An 18146-nucleotide genomic window follows, 5' to 3' on the forward strand; every position below is an offset into this window, starting at 1 on the left:
GCAGCGCGGGCGCTTCTCGCCATCTCGTTTCTCGATCGAGCGGTGTTGCCGACATCCGCGCACACCACGGCCGGGAAGCGAGGCCGAGGCTCGCTATCGGCGACCGGGATTCCGGAGTCCCGCCTGGAGCGCGCCACCTGGCCATGTGCTGGTTGGTAAGCAACGCCCTGCCGCTCATGATCGTCGTCGACGAGGGCCCCACCCAGGACCACCTCCACCGATACCTACTCCCCGCCGTCCGCCGGTCCGACCTGGCCATGCGACCCCGGTAACGGAGCCCACCCCGGGCCGGTATCAAGATCACCACGCTCTGGTGGCGCGCTATCGCGCGCATCGCTGACACCACAGCGTGGTGATCACCCGTCCAATTGACGGCGTGCCCGGCGGCGAGCGCGCTAGGCGACGGCGGTGGCTTCCAGCTCGACCAGTTGGCCAGGGACGGCGAGGCGGGTGACGCCGAGCATGGTGGTGGCCGGGGCGACTCGCGCCGCGCCGAGGCGGGCGGCCAAGACGCCGTAGTGCTGGAAGAGCAGGTCGACGTCGGTGGTGTAGACGTTGAGGCGGACCACGTCGGTCAGGGACATGCCGGCCTCGACGAGCACCGCCTCCACGTTGTCGATGCTCAGGGCCAGCTGGGCGGCCATGTCGCCCTCGTGCTGGGGCTTGCCCTCGCCGTCCATCGCGGTCTGGCCGGAGCAGTACAGGGTCCTGGTCTGCCCGGAAACGAGCTCGCCCTGGTTGAAGCCGAGGTCCACCGACCAGGTGACCGGATTGACCGCTGTGCGTTCCACTGCCATATCGACTCCATTCGATTCGCCGGTGTCCCGTGACACCGTGGAGCAAGCGTCGCAACCAATCACGACACCCTGTGTCGTGATTCGCTAGGGTCTTTCGGTGCGCGCGGACCGGCTGGTTTCCCTGGTGTTGCTGCTGCGCCAGCGTGGTCGGCTCACCGCGACCGAGCTGGCCGCGGAGCTGGAGGTGTCCACCCGCACCGTGCTGCGCGATATCGACGCGCTGTCCACGGCCGGGGTTCCGGTGTACGCCGAACGGGGCAGGCACGGCGGCTTCGCGCTGCTACCCGGCTTCCGCACCGAACTCACCGGGCTCACGCACGACGAGGCGCTGGCCCTGCTGATCGCCGGATCACGCCGCGGCGCACAGGCTTTCGGCCTCGACTCGGCGCTGGCCGCGGCCATGCTGAAGGTGGTCGACGCGCTGCCGCCGAACTACCGGGACACCGCGGCCGGCGTGGCCGAACGCCTGCTCGTCGAACCGGAAACCGACCTGCTGGCCCGCAGGCAAACCTCCGAGGAGATTCCCGCCGCGGTACTGGCCGAGGTCCGCCGCGCGGTGTTCGCGGGCACCAAGCTGCGCATCCACTACGCGCCCCCGGACACCCCGGCCGCATGGCGCACCGTGGACCCGCTCGGCGTGGTCATCGTGCGCGCACAGAGCTATCTGCTCGCCACCCGTTCCGGCGCCGACCGCACCTACCGCCTGTCCCGCGTCCTGGCCGCCGAGCAACTCGACGAGCCCGCCGAGCGCCCCGCCCGCGTCGACCTCGACCGCGCCTGGCAGGACCGCAGCACCCGCTTCCGCACCGGCGGCGACGCGCTCACCGTCACCCTCCTCCTCGCCCCGGCCCGCCGCGAGGAGTTGGTCACCACCGCCGTCGCCGTACACACCGAGCGCACCGACCCCGACGGCAGGCTGCGAATGGAACTGACCTTCCAGGACCTCCGCCACGCCCACTGGGCCCTCTGGCAACTCGGCACCGACGCCGAGGTACTGACCCCACCCTCGCTACGCGCCTCTCTCCACGAACACGCTGCCGCCATGGTCATCATGTACGACAGCTCGCCGTAGCCAACCGAAGTCCCCGGTCACACCTCGCCACTCGACGCACGCTTACGCCGTTCGTAGGCCGCGATTGCCTCATCCACCCCGCCCCGATCAGCTCGTTGCACCAGCCTGTTGAGCGCCTCGAGCCGCGTCAGCCGTTGCACACAATCATGGAGAGCTCTGTTGACCGTATCCTTCTCGGTCTCGGTCCCCAACAGCCGCATCGCCTCGGCGAGTATCTCGTCGTCCACGTCCACGTTCGCAATGCCCATCACACGTTTGTACAGGCGGTTGAGGGGTCGAGAGAAACTTGGACGGATACCGGTGGCCCACCTCTTGCGCGCACCATCAACGGCATGCATGCTAACCTATGCATGCACGATACTCGCCGCAAGAAGGAGGCCGGCCATGGCGACTGTCCAGGTCCGTGACGTCCCCGACGACGTCGCGGCTGTGATCGCGGAGAAGGCCAGCGCACACCATCAATCGGTGTCGGCTTACCTGCGCGACCTGATGGCCGCGGATGTCCGCCGGGAACTACAGCGGCGCGCGATCGCGGAGTGGAACAACAACCTCAAGAAGACCCAAGAGGAGCTGGGAATCACCGGGAAGGTGACAGTGTCCAGCGCTGACGTTGTCCGCGAGATCCGGGATGGGTACGACCGGGGCACCGAGTGATCGTCGTCGATGCCACCGTCTGGGTCGATCTCCTGCGTGGCCACCTGCCGAGCACATATGCCGACCGCATCGGCATCGCCGGTTGCATCGCGCCGCCGCATGTCGACTTCGAGGTGGGCTCAGCGCTGATCCGGCTGGAGCGGCGGGGCGACCTCGAGCCAGGCCAGGCCGCCGTGCTGATCGCCGCGTTCAGCAGTCACCCGGTGGAGCGGGTACGGGAGCCCGAAGACGCAACCGAAGCGCTCACGGTCCTGAACAACGCCACCTATGCCGACGCCTGGTATGTGGCGATGGCGAAACGGCGAGAGTACGCGCTGATGACCCTCGATGAGGGCATGAAAGAGGCAGCTCGGATCCACGGCGTCGACCTGGTGGGCGCCGCGTAGTCTCTCCCAATACGACGAACGCCCTCGGCGACCATCCCGGGTCACCGAGGGCGTTTCGCTCGCGCGGACTCAGCCGAGCAGGCGCCAGTCTTCGAGACCCTGGTAGAGCGGGACGCTCTGGGCCAGCTTCGACACCCGGCCACGCAGGGTCTCGATGTCCGAGGTACCCGCCAGCGCGGCGGCGATGATGTCGGCGACCTCGGTGAACTCGGCATCACCGAAACCACGGGTGGCCAGCGCGGCGGTACCGATACGCAGACCCGACGTCACCATCGGCGGGCGCGGATCGAACGGAACGGCATTACGGTTCACCGTGATCCCGACCTCGTGCAACAGATCCTCGGCCTGCTGACCGTCGAGCTCGGAATTACGCAGGTCCACCAGGACCAGGTGCACATCGGTGCCACCGGTCAGGACCGAAACACCCTTGTCCTTGACGTCGGCACCGGTCAAACGCTCGGCCAGGATGCGCGAACCCGACAGCGTGCGCACCTGACGGTCCTTGAACTCCTCGGTCGCGGCGATCTTGAACGCGGCGGCCTTGGCGGCGATCACGTGCATCAACGGACCACCCTGCTGACCGGGGAACACCGCCGAGTTCAGCTTCTTCGCGAACTCCTGCTTGGCCAGGATCAGACCGGAACGGGGACCGCCGAGGGTCTTGTGCACGGTCGAGGACACCACATCGGCATACGGCACCGGCGAGGGATGCAGGCCCGCGGCGACCAAACCGGCGAAGTGGGCCATGTCGACCCACAGGTAGGCGCCGACCTCATCAGCGATCTCACGGAAACGAGCGAAGTCCTGATGACGCGGGTAGGCCGACCACCCGGCAACGATCACCTTCGGCTTCGCCTTCACCGCGATGTCACGGACCTCGTCCATGTCGATGCGGTGGTCTTCCTTGGACACACCGTAGGAGTGCACGTCATACAACTTGCCCGAGAAGTTCAATCGCATGCCGTGGGTGAGGTGACCACCATGGGCCAGGTCCAGGCCGAGCAGCGTCTCGCCCGGGTTCATCAGTGCCATCAGCACCGCGGCATTGGCCTGGGCGCCGGAATGCGGCTGCACGTTGGCGAATTCGGCACCGAACAGTTCCTTTGCCCGATCCCGCGCCAGCGTCTCGACCACGTCGACGGCCTCGCAGCCACCGTAATACCGGCGACCCGGGTAACCCTCGGCGTACTTGTTCGTCAGCACCGAACCCTGCGCCTGCAACACCGCGCGCGGCACGAAGTTCTCCGAAGCGATCATCTCGAGCGTGTCACGCTCGCGGGCGAGCTCACCCGCCATCGCGGCGGCCAACTCGGGATCGAGCTCACCGAGAGACTGGGTATTCACCGAAGCGGTCGTCTGCGTCACGGACCTCAGTCTATGGGCCGCGCGCGAACGCCCGAGCAGCGGGGATAGCGCACCACCCGCACCGCCGCCACCCGAGCGACGCGGCTCACATTTCCCCGGCCGGGCGTCTGAACAGCTCCGTCACCCGGCGAACTGGGCGATCCGACGTAACGACACCGGCGAAAATGACCTATGACACAGGTATGAACTTCGCACCGGTAGGCCCGATCGAAGCGTTCGGCATCGCGGTTCACCAGCTGGTCTGCACCGTGGCCGGCGGCCGGCACTGTGTGATCTACACCTAGCCCCGACCGAAGGACCCGACATGAACTCGCTCGCCGTGACCCCAGCCGTGGCACCATCGAATCCGATCGAGGCGCTGTTGCTCCAGCTCGGCTACCTCGTCTGCACGCTGACGAACCCGGGCGGCTGCGCCGTCATCCAATAGGCATCCGCCGGATCGCGCCCGGCGTGAGCGGCTCGTCGAGCAGCCGCCCGAATCGCTCGACCCGGTCCTGCGCGTCGACCGCGTTGTCGAGCCAGCCGCCGAGCAGGCGATAGCCCTCCACATAGGTGCTGATGTAGGCCCGCCACAGCGGCGAGGACAGGAACCGCAGCGACTGCCGCGCCCGCTCCGGCGTGGCCAGGCTCCACCGCTGCAGGAAGCCGGCGACCTCCTCGTCACTGCGGTGCTGATCGTGCAGCAGCAGCGCGGCGTCTTGACGGACCGAGAGCAGCTTCGCCGAGGCGATCGCGAACCGTTCGGCCCGCTCCCCGTCGAACCGCAGGCCGAGATCGGCGTAGATCTCCTGAGCCCACACACCCCAGCCGGGCCCGACGATCGAGCGCAGGGCCAGATCGGCCAGCCCCTCGGCCATCAAACACTGCGGCGTGTTCACCAGGAACAGCGTCTGTTCCTCCTCGCCCGCCGCGACCAGCCCGGCCTCCTTGCGGCAGTGCTCGGTGTGGTGCCCCGGGTAGGCCTCGTGCGCGATGAGCGCGGGCAGGTGGCCGAGATGTTGTTTGAGGTCGGAGTTGATGGCGACCTTGGAACGGTAATTGCCCAGGTAGTAGTTGAATCCGGACCAGGGCTTGTCGCCGACCACCTCGTAGGTGACGGTCTCGTGGTCGGGCAGCGGATAACGCTCCCGCACCCGCTCGCGCAGCGCGCTGGAGAACGCCTCCACACAGGCCGAGAGCCGCTCCGGCGGGATCTCCTCGCCGCGCCGATAGGCGGCGACCCGCTCGGCCAGCGGACCGTCGCCGCCGAGCACCTCGTCCATCTGCCGGTGCGCTTCGCGGTAGTCGTCGGGGTCACCCGGTGCGATGTCGACGTCGAAATAGGCGCGGACCTCGTCGACGAAACCGATCTGCTCGCCGGCGAATTTGCGGGCCGAGCACTCCATCGCCACCAGGTGGGCGTCGAGGAACTCGGTACGCCGCGCCGAGAGCCCGGCATCGGCGAGACCCTCGCGCAGGCGCACCGCGCGGCGGGCCAGCTCGGCCGGATCGGGGACGGGCGCGTTCTCGACCTCGCGGCGCAGCCGCTGATCGCCGGTGTAGGCGTCGACGAAGCCGTCCTCGAGCCGGTCGAAAGCCAGCCCGAGCCGCAGGTATTCAGTGACAAGTGGATGTGACCCCATGCCGTCCGACCTTACGTCGTGAATTCGAAAAGCGGGCCCTACCTCGGCATCGTTACTCGTTACCGACCGGTAGCCAAACCCCCTGTTGCGCGCGGACGGCCAAGACGGAGCACAATCGCGGCATGCGGTCAGAGTTATTCCGGATCTCACTCGACGGGCAGCTGCGCTGTGCGGGTACGCAAGGACGGAGCGTCGGGTAGGTGGCACGGATGAGCGAGCCGAGCCCGTATGTGGAGTTCGACCGGAAGCAATGGCGCACCCTGCGCAAGTCGACTCCGCTGGTCCTGACCGAGGAGGAACTGACCGGCCTACGTGGTCTCGGTGAGCAGATCGATCTCGAGGAAGTCGCCGAGGTGTATCTGCCGCTCGCCCGGCTCATCCACCTGCAGGTGGCCGCGCGGCAGCGGCTCTTCGCCGCGACCGCCACCTTCCTCGGGGAGAAACATCCCGACAAGCAGGTGCCGTTCGTGATCGGGGTCGCGGGCAGCGTGGCGGTGGGCAAGTCGACCACCGCGCGCGTGCTGCAGGCGCTGCTGGCCCGCTGGGATCACCACCCGCGGGTGGACCTGGTGACCACCGACGGATTCCTCTATCCCACCGACGAGCTCACCCGCCGCGGCATCATGCACCGCAAGGGATTCCCGGAAAGCTATGACCGGCGCAAGCTGTTGCGGTTCGTAACCGAGGTGAAGTCGGGTGCCGAAGAGGTGTGCGCGCCGGTGTACTCGCACATCTCCTACGACATCGTGCCCGACGAGAAGCACTGTGTGCGCCAGCCCGACATCCTCATCGTCGAGGGGCTCAACGTGCTGCAGACCGGTCCGCGGCTGATGGTCTCGGACCTGTTCGACTTCTCGATCTATGTCGACGCCAGGATCGAGGACATCGAGAACTGGTATGTGCAGCGCTTTCTCGCACTGCGCAAGACCGGCTTCGCCGACCCCGATGCGCACTTCCACCACTACTCCGGCCTCAACGACGAGCAGGCCACCGCCGCCGCGCGCGACATCTGGAACTCCACCAACCGGCCCAATCTGGTGGAGAACATCCTGCCCACCCGACCGCGCGCGACCCTGGTGCTGCGCAAGGACGCCGACCACACCATCAACCGGTTGCGGCTGCGCAAGCTCTAACCCTGACGGGCCGCCGGTGTGCCGAGCGCGACCACCTGATCGGCCAATTCCGTTCGGGTGCCGTCGTGTTCGAGCACGAGGACGCCGTGCGGGATCGCCCGCGCGTCGACCGGATCGCCCGCGACGACCTGCACCGTCGACCGGCGCATCCGCGGCAGCATGTCGACCACCGGCTGCTCGGCCAGCGGCGCCCAGCCCTGGGCCGCCGACTGCAACCGGTCGACCGCGCTCGGCGCGCCGGGCGTGTCGGCCCACTTCCTGGTGGCGACGGTGATGGTGTCGTCGGCGCCCCAGCGCGGGCTGTAGGCCACCGAGCACTCGCCAGGCAGCACGGGCAGTTCCCGCACGGCGTTGGTGCGCACGTCGATGGTGGCGACGTGGCCGGTACCGCAGGTCGCGCTGCGTGCGGTCGACCCGGCCAGCACGAAGGTGTGCCCGTCGGGGCCTGCGGCGGCCGAGAGGTCGGCGTCGATGCCTGGCACCCGGCCCAGCGGCAGCACCACGTCGGGCCCGATCGCATACAGGTGGGTCTTCTCCCACCACAGACCCTGCGATTCCACCCTCGCCACCAGCAGGTAGTCGGGGGTGGCGGCGACCAGCCTGGCACCGTCGAAGTCGCCGCCGGAGCGCGGTGACGGCGAATCCGGCAGGGTGACATCGCGTTCGGGCCCGGCGGGCTCGGTGCCTGCCAGATCGAGGCTCATCAGCTGGCCCGGCTCGCGCCACCAGCCGACCACCGCGTCGCGCAGGCCGACCGCGACCGCGCAGTCGCAGTCGGTACGGCTCACCGCGCCGTCGCGCACCCGCACCGCAACCAGGGTGCCGGTGCTCGACTCCACCGCGAACGCGAACCGCCCATCGGCGGTGAAGCTCACCGCGTCCGCGGAGTATCCGAAGCTGCCGGTGGCGTGCACGGTGTCGCCGTCACGGAAGACCGCCAGCTCCCCCGTGGTGCGATAGGCGAACACCGAGGTGGCATCCGGCTGGTCGGGGGTGATCGCGGGCAGCGCGGTCGGCTCGGTACCGCAGCCCGCCATCAGCAGCGCGGCTGCCGCCATCGCGCCCGCGATCCAGGCGCGCCCACTCTCGCTCGCAACTCCCACCGCTCACCCCTGCACGTGTCGTCGGGCTCGTCTCGCGCAGCAGCCTAGCCGCAGGTCGCGTGCCGTGCCCGCAACTTCGAGACCGCGTCCATCCACCCGGCCGCGCCACGTGCGAGCCGCTGCCTCACACGCCGAAGCGGCGATGTCTCGCGGCGTAGTCACGCAGCGCGCGCAGGAAGTCGACGCGCCGGAACTCCGGCCAGTACGCCTCGGTGAACCAGATCTCCGAATAGGCGCTCTGCCACAGCAGGAAACCCGAAAGCCGTTGCTCACCAGAGGTTCTGATCACCAGATCCGGGTCGGGCTGGCCCGAGGTGTAGAGGTGCTGACCGATCGCATCGACGGTGATCGACTGCACCAGGTCTTCCCCCGACTCACCGGCGGCGATCTCCTGGCGCACCAGCGAGCGCACGGCGTCGGTGATCTCCTGGCGGCCGCCGTAGCCCACCGCCACGTTCACGTGCACACCGTCGCGGCCGCTGGTGCGTTCGGCCGCCGCGCGCAGGCGCTTGGCGATCAGGTCGGGGAACCCGGCCAGCGAACCGACGATCCGCACACTCCAGTTCTGCTCCGGCGCCGACAGTTCCTCCACCACGTCGGTGATGACCTCGAACAGGGTTTCCAGCTCTTCGGGGTCGCGGCGCAGATTCTCGGTCGAGAGCAGGTAGACCGTCACCATCTCGATGCCCTCGTCGGAGCACCAGCCGACCAGTTCGGCGATCTTGAGCGCACCGACCCGGTGCCCGTGGCTGACATCGGTGAAGCCGTTCTCCCTGGCCCAGCGGCGATTGCCGTCGCACATCACCGCGACGTGGCGAGGATGCTGCTTGTCGGCCAGCTGCTTGGACAGCCTGGCTTCGTAGATGCGATAGGGCAGACCACGCACCTGACCGAAAAAATCCACCCCAGCACCCTAGCGGTCGCGTATCCCCGCGACATGGGCAGTCGGTGGGTCGGTTGTGGTGGTCGGCACGTTTGTGGTGGTAGCGCGGGTTCTGCCGTACCGTAGAGACCGCAACTTACGGTACCGTAGGTTTGAACCTTGGAGGGATTCGTGGAGGCTGTGGCCGTGGGGGAAGCCGTCGGCGTGCTGAAGCCGCGATTCCGTGGCTGGATTCACACCTGGGCGGTCGGTGTCGCCGCGGTGGCGGTGGCCGTCCTTGTCGGGGTGGGATTCTCGGAGTCGGCGACAGCGGGCTGGTCGACACTGGTGTACGGGGTGTCGGTGATCGCGCTGTTCGGGATCAGCGCCGTGTACCACCGGGTCACCTGGCGCAGCGTGCGAGCACGAGTGCGGATGAAGCGGGCCGATCACTCGATGATCTTCCTGTTCATCGCCGGAAGCTACACGCCGTTCGCGCTGCTCGGGCTGCCCGGCTCGACCGGGCGGACGCTGCTGGCCGTGGTGTGGGCCGGTGCGCTGGCCGGGGTGGCGCTGAAACTGCTGTGGCCGACCGCGCCGCGCTGGGTCGGGGTGCCGCTGTACCTGCTGCTCGGGTGGGCGATCGTGCCGGTCGCGCCGGAGCTGCTGCGCAACGTGGGGATCGCGCCGCTGGTGCTGCTCGCGGTCGGCGGCGTCATCTACAGCGTCGGTGCCGTCCTCTACGCGACGAAGTGGCCCAACCCGTGGCCCGCGCACTTCGGCCATCACGAGTTCTTCCACGCGGCAACCGTCGTCGCCGCGGTGTGCCACTACCTCGCGATCTGGCTGGTCCTGCTCGGCTGACGGCGCGTTCGGCGCGATGGGCGCACCCGGCCTTCTATGCTCGATATTCGTGTCACCCGTCAGCGCTGCGCGCGAAACCTGGGCGGCCCGGCGTGCCGCGACCGGGCGGGCACGATGAACGGCCTGCTCCGCTGGGCGTTGCGCAGCTATTGGGGCCTGGCGCTGGTGGTGATCACCGCCAACCTCATCGGACTCGCCGCCATCTTCCTCGTCGCCTGGGCCGACGGCGTCTTCACCAGGGTCGGACCGAACTGGCGGGAAGCCGCCTCGCTGCTCGGCATCTACCCGGCCTTCGCCGTCGGCCTCGGCATCGCGATGGCCATCTACGACCGGCGCCGCTACCTGCAATGGCTCGACGACGGCCGCAAACCGACGCCCCACGAGGCGCGCAGGCTGATCGGCTTGCCCGCGGCGATCACGCTGCGCGCGATCATCCTGTGGATCCCCGGCATCGCGCTCACCGTGTGGCTGGTCGACCGGTTCACCGACTACGACAACGACGCGGTGGTGATCGCGGGTTTCGCGCTCGGCGCCCTCGAATCCGCGGGCACCACCTACCTGATCCTGGACCGGATGATCCGGCCCGCGGTGCCGATCATCGCCGCGGTGCTCGGGCCGACCGTGCACCCCACCGCCACCGTGCTGGTGCGCGTGCTGGTCACCTGGGCGGTCTCGGCCGCGCTGCCCGGCCTCATCATCATCACCGTGCTCAGCGACCGGGCCACCCCGGCCCAGGACCGGGTGCGCGCGGCCTGGATCTTCTCCATCGTCGCCCTCGCTGTCGGCGCGCTGGCTACCGCGCTGCTCGCCCGCTCGGTGGCAAGCCCGATGCGCACGATGTACCGGGCGCTGGAACGAATCACCCGCGGCGAACTCGACGTGCGGGTGCCCGTCGGCAGCGCCAGCGAGATCGGCAGGCTGGAACACTCGGTGAACGAACTCGCGGCCACCCTGCGCGAACAGGCGCACACCGAGGACGTCTTCGGCAGGCACGTCGGTTCCACCGTCGCCGAGCGCGCGCTGGCCGGCGGCACCGACCTGACCGGTGACGTGCGGATCGTGTCGGCACTGTTCGTCGATGTCACCGGGTCGGTGCAGCTGTCGGCGGAGATGGCGCCGGACCAGTTCGTGCACAAGCTCAACCGGCTGCTCGCCACCGTGGTCGCCGCCACCGAGGACAACGGCGGCCTGGTCAACAAGTTCGCCGGCGATGCCGCCCTGTGCGTCTTCGGCGCGCCGTCGGTCCTCGACGACGACGCCACCCCCGCCCTGCGCGCGGCCCGCCGCATCCGCGACGAGGTCGTGGCCACCGGCGAGCTCGACATCGGCATCGGCGTCGCGCGCGGCCGGGTCTTCGCCGGTGACGTCGGCGCCGATACCCGCCTCGAGTTCACCGTGATCGGTGACGCGGTCAACGAGGCCGCCCGCCTCACCACCGAGGCCAAGGAAGTCCAGCGCCGCATCCTGGTCAGCGATTCGGTCATCCAGGCCGCGAGCGGCGGCGAACGCGCACACTGGAAGCGGCACAAGGATCTGCGCCTGCGCGGCATCCCCGGCCGGACGCGGACCTGGACCGATATCCCGCCGGGGAGATGAACCGGCGACCGCCGGTCCCACCCACCGTCGGCACGGCGACCGCCGTCCTCGACCAGGTCGCGATCGGCGACGCGGCCCCCCGCTAGCGCCGGAGGGCCTCGGTGAGCGCGATGGGGGTGGTCACCGGGAGGTCGCAGACCGACCCACGGCAGATGTAGGCGGCGGGGGCGCCGTCGACCAGGGGGCGGTCGGTGAGCAAGGGCGCACTGTCGGGCGGGCCAGCGAGCACGATGGCGCCGCCCGGTGCGTAGGTGCGGGCCGCGTCGAGGAGTTCGGTGGCGGCGGAGGATTTCTCGGTGGCGGTGACGGCGACCTGCAGCGGGCCGCGAACCGACGCCTCGGCGACGGCGAGCCAATGGCCCGCGGTCCGCGGGGCCTTGGCCAGCAGTACGGCACCCAGCGCGAGGGTGTGGTCGGCCAGTTCGCGGTAGCGGACCGCGCGGTCGGGGTCGGCCATCGCCGATGCGGTGAGCAGGGCCTCGGCGAGGGCGGAGGCGCCGGCCGGGGTGGCACCGTCGACCGGGTCGCGCGGGCGGGCCACCAGGGTCTCGGCGTCATCGGCGGTGTCGAACCAGCTGCCGGGCCGGTCGGGGTCGGCGAAATGCTCCAACACACTGTCCAGCAGCACCTGCGCCGAGGCGAGCCAATCCACTTCGCCGGTGGCCTGGTACAGCGCGAGCAGGCCGGTGGCGAGCCAGGCGTAGTCCTCCAGCGCTCCGGGCGGAGTGCCGGCGACGCCGTCGAGCGAGGCGCGGCGCAGGCGGCCGTCGACCAGATGGACCTCGAGCAGGAACCGCGCGCAGCGCACCGCGGCCGCCACCCACGACGGCTCCTCCAGTGCCGCACCGGCTTCGGCGAGCGCGGTGATCGCCATCCCGTTCCAGGCGGTGACCACCTTGTCGTCACGGGCGGGCTGCGGACGTTCGGCACGCACCGCGAGCAGCCGGTCGCGCAGCCGGTCGAAGCGGGCGGCCTGGTCGGCGTCGACGGGATCGCTGCGCCGGGTGAGCACCGAGGTGCCCTGCTCGAAATTGCCGCCGGTGCTGACTCCGAAAGCCTCTGCGGCCCATACCCCGTCGAGCGGGCCGAGATCGCCGATCAGCTCCGACGGTGTCCACACATAGGTCGCGCCCTCGACACCGGGACCGCCGGGCGCGAGCTGGGTATCGGCATCGAGCGCCGAGGCGAAGCCACCCCGCGTGGTCGCCAGATCGGCGAGCAGGAACTCGACGGTCTCGCGTGCCACCCGGTGCGGCAGCGATTCCAGCGGGGTCGGTGCGGTGCGCCGGGCCAGATGGGCGTAGGCGCGCAGCAGCAGCGCGTTGTCGTAGAGCATCTTCTCGAAATGCGGGATCAGCCAACCCGCGTCGACCGAATAGCGGGCGAAACCGCCGCGCAGCTGGTCGTAGATTCCGCCGCGGGCCATGGCCTCGGCCGTGCGCTCCACCAGCTCGAACACCGCCTGCTCGCCGGTGCGTTCCCAGTGTCGCAGCAGGCCTTCCAGCATCGCCGACGGCGGGAACTTCGGCGCCCCACCGAAACCACCGTGCTCGCGGTCCTCGTCGGCGGCGATCGCCGACACCGCGCGGTCGAGAAGGTCTGGGACAATGGCGAATTCGGCATCTGGCAGCCCGGTCGCCTGCGCTCGCAGCGCCTCGGTGACCTGTTCGGCCGCCTTGTCGACGTCGTCACGGCGGGTGTTCCAGGTGTCGGTGATCGCGCTGAGCAGCTGGGTGAACGAGGGCATCCCACCGCGCGGCCGTTTCGGGTAGTAGGTGCCGCAGTAGAACGGCGCGCCGTCGGGCGTGAGGAAGCAGGTCATCGGCCAGCCGCCCTGCCCGGTCATCGCGACGGTGGCGTTCATGTAGACCGCGTCGAGGTCGGGCCGTTCCTCCCGGTCCACCTTCACGCACACGAAACCCGCGTTCATCTGCTCGGCGGTCGCGACATCCTCGAACGACTCGTGCGCCATCACATGACACCAGTGACAGCTCGCGTATCCCACCGACAGCAGGATCGGCACGTCCCGCGCTGCGGCCTCCGCCAGCGCCTCGGCATCCCATTCCCGCCAGTGGACGGGGTTGTCCGCGTGCTGACGAAGGTACGGCGAACTCGCATCGGCCAATCGGTTCACACGGCCAGCCTGCCACACCGGCCGCCCCCGGCGCCGAACCCGGTTCGGCCGCGCCACCCCTTGCCCGTTCCGACCCGCCGTATTCCTGGTTCACCTGCCCCGGTGCCGCAGCACCCGTGCCCCCAGCGAGCCCGCGGCGACCAGCACGGCGGCCATCGCGACAAAGACGATCTGCGGCCGGTCCAGGGTGTGGTCGCCTGCGGTCAGACAGCCCGCGACATTGATCAGCCGATGTCCGGTCGACGCGACCAGCACCCGCTGCTCGAAGCTCGCCGACCCGAGATACCCGAGGAGGAAGGCGAATGCCATGGTCGCGACGAAGAAGCAGACCGCGACCACCATTCCGGCGGTGATCGCCTGCACATGCCACAGCGCCCAGCCGGCCCCGGTCACCGACACCGCGGCGAACCTGGCCATGCGCGGCTCCGGCAGGGGCTGCAGCAGGCCACGACAATCAGCGCGACGTTCCCACCGACCCGCCTGCGGGAAACCACTTCGAGCCCTGTCCCGCCGACGGTCTTGCGGAACACCAGCCAGGTCACCAGCGCACCGAGCGCTGGCCCGAACTGGACCAGGGACAATGCCGCCGGGTCGATCCCCGAATGCCGGTTGTACCGCGAGCAATACCGCCGACGCGGCGAGCGTGGACGTGGCGAAGACACCGACGGCGGCCCACACCCGCGCGGCCGTCGGCGAAGGGAGGGGCCGAACGATGTCTGATCCGCCCGCGGCCGGGCCGGACGAGCCCGGCCGCGACTATTACGACCCGCTGGCGATGAGGCACCAGGCCGCGAGCAGCGGGTGCCCCTCACACAGCGACGGCATCGGCGGGCCGATCGGCTTGGCCTGCGGGGTGACGGCGGCCGGAGCCGGGGCGGGTTCGGCAACGGCCGCACCGGCTCCGACCACGGCAGCGCCGCCGAGGAGGGTGGCGAGGGCGATGCCGACGCCGAATCGAATTGCCTTGAGCTGCATGAGATCTCCTGAATCGTCATGGATGACGAAGGAAGCCTCGCATATTTGACCGATCGGTCGCAATAGCTGTCACGCTACCCGGCGAACCGGGTGTCGATCCAGGCGAGCATCGAGTCGAAGCCGTCCGTCCCGGCGAGCTCGCGAAGCCGGCCCGGTAACAGCGCGTCGAACCGCCACCGGCCGCCCTCCGGTGCGAGCGCTGCACCGGATGACTGCGCAGCCCACGCACCCGGCGGAGACCGGGCAGGTATTCGATGAACAGCGCAGGAGTCGCGGAGCCGACCGTGAGCAGTAGCGAATGCGCGCCTGCGACGGTCCCCACCCTGATCATGTACGGGAGGCCACGGCCGTCGCGTTCACCCGCGCGGGCTCGCGGTCGACCTGTACGAAGGCGAGCACCCCGACCGAGGCGAACCCGCCACCCGGATAGCAGGTCAGCCAGGCCGTCCCGCAGCGCCGCCCAACGCCGCCCAGCGTCGCCGGGTCGACCTCGAGCGGACCGGCCGGCCGCGGCCGCGTCCGTCGAACCATGTCATCCGGCCACGGTATCCACACCGCCTCCGGCCGGCCGCGACAAACCCCGGCTGGCCGCGCGCACGTGGGGCATCATTAGGGATGAAACCCCCGGACCGCGATCGAACAGGACTGCCATGGCACCGCGGCTGACGCTCTCCGCGCAGCGCGCCGCGCTGGAGCGCGAGTGGGCGCAGTGGGTGCCCGCTGGGCAATCCGCGCTCGGCCGCAGCGCGGCGGTACGCACGGAGGTCGCACAGTCGTGGTCGCGGTCGTTGCGCACGGTCGATCCGGCCCGCGATTGCGCGCCGGAGAGCGAGAGCGGCGACATCGGTCCGCGCTGGGCCGAATCACCGCTGCGCGGCCCGGTGACCGAACTGCGCGACCAGTTGCACAGCGTCGCCGACGACGCCGGGTATGTCGCCGCGGTCACCGACGCCTCCGGCACCATCCTGTGGACCTACGGCGGCCCGGTCATGCGTCGCAAGGCAGAGCAGGTGAACTTCGCGCCGGGCGGTCGCTGGGACGAGGCGCACATGGGGACCAACGCGCTGTCGCTGGCCCTGTGCACCGATCAGCCGCACACCGTGTTCTCCGCCGAACACCTGGTCGCGGCCTTGCACGGCTGGGTCTGCTACTGCGCGCCGATCCGCGCCGCCGACGGCACCCTGCTCGGCGTGCTCGACCTGTCCACCACCTGGCAGCGCTCGCATCCACTGGCCATGGCGACCGTGCGGACCATGACCAGCGCGATCGAGGCCAAACTGCACGCGGCCACACCCGCGCCCGCAGGCATGCGGCTGACCTGTCTCGGCGCGGGCAGACTGACCCGCGACGGCACGCCGATCCGGCTGCGCCCGCGCCAGCTCGAGATTCTCACCCTGCTCGCCCTCGACGACGACGGCTACAGTCACGAACGCCTGCACTACGCCGTCTACGGCGACCGCGCGGTCGGCGCGAGCACGCTGAAGTCGGAGATGTCGTATCTGCGCCGCGCCACCGGCGGCGACATCACCAGCCGCGTCTACCGCTTCACCACCGCGCTGTCGTGCGACGCCGTCGACGTGCTGCGGGCGCTGGAAGCCGGCGACCTCGATACCGCGGTCCGGCTGTATCACGGTCCGCTGCTTCCTGATTCGGATACCCCCGGAATCAGCGAATGGCGCGACTATCTCGCCGTCGCCATGCGCAACGCGGTACTGGCCAGCCGCGACGCCGAACACGCGCTCACCTACGGCGAGGCCGAGCCCGACGACATCGCGGTCCACGAACACGGCCTCGCCCTACTGCCCCCCGGCGATGCCAGGCGAGCGGTCCTGGTGGCCCGGCTGCACAGCGCGCAACGCGACTAGAGCCGACGCGCTGAACCCACACTCGTCGCTGCGATGGTCGCGATGTCGACCGATCGACGAAACAGTGGGCGATCAGCGCGGTTCCTCGACGCACCTCACCGAATCCGCGGCCTTCAACGTTTCATCAACCCTGACGGCGGATAGTGATGGGCGTCACGCTTCACCGGAATCAGCGAGGAGCTCACGCACATGATCTACGCCAAGCCGGGCGCCGAGGGCAGCATCGTCAGCTATGCACCGCGGTACGACAACTTCATCGACGGGAAGTGGGTTCCGCCGGTCGAGGGCCGGTACTTCGAGAACACCTCCCCGGTGGACGGGCAGCCGTTCTGCGAGATCGCCCGCTCGACCGCCGCCGACGTGGAACTCGCCCTCGATGCCGCGCACCGCGCCGCCGACACCTGGGGCGCGACCTCGGCCGCCGAACGCGCCAACATCCTCAACAAGATCGCCGACCGGATCGAGGGCAATCTCGAGGCCCTCGCCGTCGCCGAGACCTGGGACAACGGCAAGCCGGTCCGCGAGACACTGGCCGCCGACCTGCCCCTGGCCGTCGACCACTTCCGCTACTTCGCCGGCGCCCTGCGCGCGCAGGAGGGCGGGATCAGCGAGGTCGACGCCGACACCATCGCCTACCACTTCCATGAACCGCTCGGCGTAGTCGCGCAGATCATTCCGTGGAACTTCCCGATCCTGATGGCCACCTGGAAGCTGGCGCCCGCGCTGGCCGCGGGCAACGCGGTGGTGCTCAAGCCCGCCGAGCAGACCCCCGCCTCGATCATGAAGGTGGTCGAGCTCATCGCGGATCTGCTGCCGCCGGGAGTGCTCAACGTGGTCAACGGTTTCGGTGTCGAGGCGGGCAAGCCGCTCGCGTCGAGCCCGCGGGTGGCCAAGGTCGCGTTCACCGGTGAGACCACCACCGGCCGCCTGATCATGCAGTACGCCAGCGAGAACATCATCCCGGTGACGCTGGAGCTCGGCGGCAAGAGCCCGAACATCTTCCTGCCCGACGTGATGGCCGCCGACGACGACTTCCTCGACAAGGCCATCGAGGGCTTCGTGATGTTCGCGCTCAACCAAGGCGAGGTATGCACCTGTCCGTCGCGCGCGCTGATCGCCTCGTCGATCTATGACGAGTTCATGGCCCGCGCGGTCGAGCGAACCAAGGCGATCGTCAGCGGTAACCCGCTCGACGAGGCCACCATGATCGGCGCGCAGGCCAGCAACGACCAGTTCGAGAAGATCCTGTCCTACATCGATATCGGCAGGAAAGAAGGCGCCGAGGTGCTCACCGGTGGCGCGGTCCGCACCGTCGACGGGCTGGCCGACGGCTTCTACGTCGAGCCGACGATCTTCAAGGGCAGCAACGACATGCGCGTGTTCCAGGAGGAGATCTTCGGTCCGGTCGTCGCGGTGACCACCTTCGACTCCACCGACGAGGCGCTGAAGATCGCCAACGACACCCTCTACGGCCTCGGTGCCGGTGTGTGGACCCGCGACATGAACACCGCCTACCGTCTCGGTCGCGGGATCAAGGCGGGCCGGGTGTGGACCAACTGCTACCACGCCTACCCCGCGCACGCGGCGTTCGGCGGGTACAAGAAGTCCGGCATCGGCAGGGAGAACCACAAGATGATGCTCGAGCACTACCAGCAGACCAAGAACCTGCTGGTGAGCTACTCGCCGCAGAAGCTCGGCTTCTTCTGATGGCGCGGCGC

At 69.4% G+C, this 18146-nt stretch carries 19 protein-coding genes; 9 read left to right on the top strand and 10 right to left on the bottom strand.

The annotated features are described in order from the left end of the window. Positions 1-395: 395 nt before the first annotated feature. Entirely contained in the window at positions 396-791 is a 396-nt protein-coding gene (locus tag ACFOW8_RS11890) for a RidA family protein (protein WP_378550728.1), read from the bottom strand. Positions 792-894: 103 nt separating this feature from the next. Between ACFOW8_RS11890 and ACFOW8_RS11895 the strand changes: the two genes are divergently transcribed. Beyond that, on the top strand, positions 895-1869 hold the full coding sequence (locus tag ACFOW8_RS11895) for a helix-turn-helix transcriptional regulator (protein WP_378550014.1): 975 nt from the start codon (positions 895-897) through the stop codon (positions 1867-1869). 17 nt (positions 1870-1886) lie between these two features. Here ACFOW8_RS11895 and ACFOW8_RS11900 read toward each other — a convergent pair whose 3' ends face one another. Continuing rightward, complete coding sequence (locus ACFOW8_RS11900; RefSeq protein WP_378550017.1) at positions 1887-2117, bottom strand: type II toxin-antitoxin system VapB family antitoxin; 231 nt, start codon at positions 2115-2117, stop codon at positions 1887-1889. Positions 2118-2253: 136 nt separating this feature from the next. On the opposite strand from ACFOW8_RS11900, the gene ACFOW8_RS11905 reads away from it, so the two are divergent. Both ACFOW8_RS11905 and ACFOW8_RS11910 read left to right on the top strand, forming a co-directional pair. After that, on the top strand, positions 2254-2523 hold the full coding sequence (locus ACFOW8_RS11905; RefSeq protein WP_378550020.1) for a FitA-like ribbon-helix-helix domain-containing protein: 270 nt from the start codon (positions 2254-2256) through the stop codon (positions 2521-2523). After that, the gene (locus ACFOW8_RS11910) at positions 2520-2909 is read left to right on the top strand and encodes a type II toxin-antitoxin system VapC family toxin (RefSeq protein WP_378550023.1); all 390 of its coding nucleotides are present in this window, start codon (positions 2520-2522) and stop codon (positions 2907-2909) included. Before ACFOW8_RS11905 ends, ACFOW8_RS11910 begins: the two co-directional genes overlap by 4 nt. A 69-nt stretch (positions 2910-2978) precedes the next feature. On the opposite strand, the gene glyA is transcribed toward ACFOW8_RS11910, so the two are convergent. Continuing rightward, on the bottom strand, positions 2979-4274 hold the full coding sequence (gene glyA / locus ACFOW8_RS11915) for a serine hydroxymethyltransferase (RefSeq protein WP_378550026.1): 1296 nt from the start codon (positions 4272-4274) through the stop codon (positions 2979-2981). A 304-nt stretch (positions 4275-4578) separates the two neighbouring features. Here glyA and ACFOW8_RS11920 point away from each other — a divergent pair, with 304 nt between their 5' ends. Continuing rightward, entirely contained in the window at positions 4579-4701 is a 123-nt protein-coding gene (locus ACFOW8_RS11920) for a hypothetical protein (RefSeq protein WP_378550029.1), read from the top strand. On the opposite strand, the gene ACFOW8_RS11925 is transcribed toward ACFOW8_RS11920, so the two are convergent. After that, entirely contained in the window at positions 4691-5896 is a 1206-nt protein-coding gene (locus tag ACFOW8_RS11925; RefSeq protein ID WP_378550032.1) for a DUF885 domain-containing protein, read from the bottom strand. The genes ACFOW8_RS11920 and ACFOW8_RS11925 overlap by 11 nt on opposite strands. A gap of 200 nt (positions 5897-6096) precedes the next feature. Between ACFOW8_RS11925 and coaA the strand changes: the two genes are divergently transcribed. After that, positions 6097-7029, top strand: a complete 933-nt coding sequence (gene coaA / locus ACFOW8_RS11930; RefSeq protein WP_378550035.1) for a type I pantothenate kinase — start codon at positions 6097-6099, stop codon at positions 7027-7029. Here coaA and ACFOW8_RS11935 read toward each other — a convergent pair. Next, a complete protein-coding gene (locus tag ACFOW8_RS11935) occupies positions 7026-8132 on the bottom strand; it encodes a hypothetical protein (protein WP_378550038.1) in 1107 nt (368 codons plus the stop codon). The two genes, coaA and ACFOW8_RS11935, sit on opposite strands and share 4 nt — an antisense overlap. A 124-nt stretch (positions 8133-8256) precedes the next feature. Beyond that, the gene (locus ACFOW8_RS11940) at positions 8257-9036 is read right to left on the bottom strand and encodes an isoprenyl transferase (protein WP_378550040.1); all 780 of its coding nucleotides are present in this window, start codon (positions 9034-9036) and stop codon (positions 8257-8259) included. Between the two features lie 159 nt (positions 9037-9195). Here ACFOW8_RS11940 and trhA point away from each other — a divergent pair, with 159 nt between their 5' ends. Beyond that, the gene (gene trhA / locus ACFOW8_RS11945) at positions 9196-9858 is read left to right on the top strand and encodes a PAQR family membrane homeostasis protein TrhA (RefSeq protein ID WP_378550730.1); all 663 of its coding nucleotides are present in this window, start codon (positions 9196-9198) and stop codon (positions 9856-9858) included. A 36-nt stretch (positions 9859-9894) separates the two neighbouring features. Beyond that, positions 9895-11454 (top strand): adenylate/guanylate cyclase domain-containing protein, encoded by a 1560-nt coding sequence (locus tag ACFOW8_RS11950; RefSeq protein ID WP_378550043.1) that lies wholly within the window; start codon positions 9895-9897, stop codon positions 11452-11454. A gap of 82 nt (positions 11455-11536) precedes the next feature. Here the strand turns inward: ACFOW8_RS11950 and ACFOW8_RS11955 are convergent, their stop codons facing one another. The 4 genes from ACFOW8_RS11955 to ACFOW8_RS11970 all read right to left on the bottom strand — a co-directional run bounded on the left by ACFOW8_RS11955 (position 11537) and on the right by ACFOW8_RS11970 (position 15094). Continuing rightward, positions 11537-13588 carry a thioredoxin domain-containing protein gene (locus tag ACFOW8_RS11955; protein ID WP_378550047.1) on the bottom strand — a complete coding sequence of 684 codons (2052 nt, stop codon included), beginning with the start codon at positions 13586-13588 and terminating at the stop codon, positions 11537-11539. A 90-nt stretch (positions 13589-13678) separates the two neighbouring features. After that, positions 13679-14005, bottom strand: coding sequence for a hypothetical protein (locus ACFOW8_RS11960; protein WP_378550050.1), 327 nt, complete (start codon positions 14003-14005; stop codon positions 13679-13681). Between the two features lie 342 nt (positions 14006-14347). Next, positions 14348-14563 (bottom strand): hypothetical protein, encoded by a 216-nt coding sequence (locus ACFOW8_RS11965; protein ID WP_378550053.1) that lies wholly within the window; start codon positions 14561-14563, stop codon positions 14348-14350. A gap of 327 nt (positions 14564-14890) precedes the next feature. After that, the gene (locus ACFOW8_RS11970; protein ID WP_378550055.1) at positions 14891-15094 is read right to left on the bottom strand and encodes a hypothetical protein; all 204 of its coding nucleotides are present in this window, start codon (positions 15092-15094) and stop codon (positions 14891-14893) included. 119 nt (positions 15095-15213) lie between these two features. Here ACFOW8_RS11970 and ACFOW8_RS11975 point away from each other — a divergent pair, with 119 nt between their 5' ends. Next, complete coding sequence (locus tag ACFOW8_RS11975; protein WP_378550058.1) at positions 15214-16428, top strand: transcriptional regulator; 1215 nt, start codon at positions 15214-15216, stop codon at positions 16426-16428. 189 nt (positions 16429-16617) lie between these two features. Continuing rightward, entirely contained in the window at positions 16618-18135 is a 1518-nt protein-coding gene (gene adh, locus ACFOW8_RS11980) for an aldehyde dehydrogenase (RefSeq protein WP_378550061.1), read from the top strand. Positions 18136-18146: the final 11 nt, after the last annotated feature.

This window comes from Nocardia rhizosphaerae, assembly GCF_042650365.1.
Taxonomy (GTDB): Bacteria; Actinomycetota; Actinomycetes; order Mycobacteriales; family Mycobacteriaceae; genus Nocardia; species Nocardia rhizosphaerae.

What these genes read in the sequence shown, in the direction of transcription:
- ACFOW8_RS11900 (WP_378550017.1), bottom strand. Translation starts at nt 2,117, where the DNA reads ATGGGCATTGCGAACGTGGACGTGGACGACGAGATACTCGCCGAGGCG.
- ACFOW8_RS11905 (WP_378550020.1), top strand. Translation starts at nt 2,254, where the DNA reads ATGGCGACTGTCCAGGTCCGTGACGTCCCCGACGACGTCGCGGCTGTG.
- ACFOW8_RS11920 (WP_378550029.1), top strand. Translation starts at nt 4,579, where the DNA reads ATGAACTCGCTCGCCGTGACCCCAGCCGTGGCACCATCGAATCCGATC.
- ACFOW8_RS11925 (WP_378550032.1), bottom strand. Translation starts at nt 5,896, where the DNA reads ATGGGGTCACATCCACTTGTCACTGAATACCTGCGGCTCGGGCTGGCT.
- ACFOW8_RS11950 (WP_378550043.1), top strand. Translation starts at nt 9,895, where the DNA reads ATGCTCGATATTCGTGTCACCCGTCAGCGCTGCGCGCGAAACCTGGGC.
- ACFOW8_RS11960 (WP_378550050.1), bottom strand. Translation starts at nt 14,005, where the DNA reads ATGGCCAGGTTCGCCGCGGTGTCGGTGACCGGGGCCGGCTGGGCGCTG.
- ACFOW8_RS11965 (WP_378550053.1), bottom strand. Translation starts at nt 14,563, where the DNA reads ATGCAGCTCAAGGCAATTCGATTCGGCGTCGGCATCGCCCTCGCCACC.
- ACFOW8_RS11970 (WP_378550055.1), bottom strand. Translation starts at nt 15,094, where the DNA reads ATGGTTCGACGGACGCGGCCGCGGCCGGCCGGTCCGCTCGAGGTCGAC.
- ACFOW8_RS11975 (WP_378550058.1), top strand. Translation starts at nt 15,214, where the DNA reads ATGGCACCGCGGCTGACGCTCTCCGCGCAGCGCGCCGCGCTGGAGCGC.
- adh (WP_378550061.1), top strand. Translation starts at nt 16,618, where the DNA reads ATGATCTACGCCAAGCCGGGCGCCGAGGGCAGCATCGTCAGCTATGCA.